Here is a 1388-nt window from a genome sequence, read left to right on the forward strand (position 1 = left end):
GGGTGGGTCAGATGTGCGCGCTGAGGGAGAAGTCGCTCCAGCGGAGGCGGAGCGGGACCGTCTCACCCGCCTTCACCTGCACCGGCTTCTCCAGGGGGACCCATCCCTGCATCCAGTGCGAGCGGGTGTTCTCGGGGGAGTTGCACAGCGTGGTGCCGTTCCCCATGTCCAGTTCGAACCAGACGACCAGGGCGTGCGCCTCCCCGTCGGCGGTCGGGACGAGGTCGACCGGGCGTTCGCCCGGCTCCAGTTCGTCCTCGGCCAGGTCGAACGCCAGCACCTCCGCGGTGTCGGACAGGAACCGGTGGGGCCAGGTGTTCAGCCGCACCGGAAGGTGCCCGCGGGTGGCGAGCACGTTCATGAGGGAGACGTCGAAGCCCTCGGCCGAAGTGACCTGGTTGAGCCGCAGGATGTCCTCGCTGCTGACGAGGCGGCCGTAGAGCCGGCCCGCGGAGGGGAGCATGATCCCGTCGGGTTTCAGCAGGTGCCGGCGCGCGTGCCGGATCGACGGCAGGAGGCCCTCGCCGATGAGACCGCAGTCGACGATCTCCGAGATCAGCACGTCCACCGGGCCGTCGAGGTCCAGGCCGATCTCCAGCAGGTTGGAAGGCTTCCCGATCACCGTGATGACGTCGCTGAACCCGTGGGCGTCGACCACCTGACGGGCGACCTCCGCGAGCATCGGGTTCATCTCGCAGGTGATCACGCGGGCCGCGCCGGCCCGCGCCGCGGCCATGGCCAGCAGCCCGCTCCCCGAGCCGATGTCCAGGACGGTCGACCCGGCCGGAATGCCCCGCTCCAGGGCGCCGACGAGGGCCTCGTTGCGCTCGACGTCGTTGAGCATCGCGAAGTGCCAGCGGGGCACGGTTCTGCGGGCGATCCGCCCGAAGACGTCGGAGTCGGTGGCGGCGCCTCCGGCCGGCGTCGTGAGCAGCGCGGACGCCTGCTCGGCGATCTCGTTCATCTGCTGCGCGAGCGTCTGCAGCGAGGCCGTGATCAGGCGGTGCTGCGAGCTGGTGGGCGACGGACCCGGACCGCCTGGTCCCGGATCGTGCCCCGTTGTCGCGCCCCCTGCGCCCTGGACCTGCTGCATGTTCGCTCCTCCCGTTGAACCGCCGGATCAACCGTGGTGCACGAGCGGCCGGCAAGATCCCCGCGCCGTCGCAGAGTCGACCGTACGGAAGGTCGGTGGTGCGAAACTCCAGCGATCCTCCAGCCGTACCGGCGGTTCTGCCAGGCATTGACTCCCGGTGGGCAGGGGTTGACCTGCGAACGTGTCGGTGCTGCCGGTTCACTGGAAGCAGGCGGCAGAAACCGGTTCCCCGCGCCGGTTGATTCCGCCGCCGCCGGCCCGTTCGACGGGCCGGGGCGACAGGGGGCGGTAGGGG

General features: G+C 70.7%; 1 protein-coding gene. It reads right to left on the reverse strand.

The annotated features are described in order from the left end of the window. Positions 1–7: 7 nt before the first annotated feature. The gene (locus tag PV721_RS43375; protein ID WP_319734381.1) at positions 8–1093 is read right to left on the reverse strand and encodes a 50S ribosomal protein L11 methyltransferase; all 1086 of its coding nucleotides are present in this window, start codon (positions 1091–1093) and stop codon (positions 8–10) included. Positions 1094–1388: the final 295 nt, after the last annotated feature.

Source organism: Streptomyces sp. MB09-01 (assembly GCF_033794505.1).
Lineage (GTDB): Bacteria > Actinomycetota > Actinomycetes > Streptomycetales > Streptomycetaceae > Streptomyces.

What these genes read in the sequence shown, in the direction of transcription:
- PV721_RS43375 (WP_319734381.1), bottom strand. Translation starts at nt 1,093, where the DNA reads ATGCAGCAGGTCCAGGGCGCAGGGGGCGCGACAACGGGGCACGATCCG.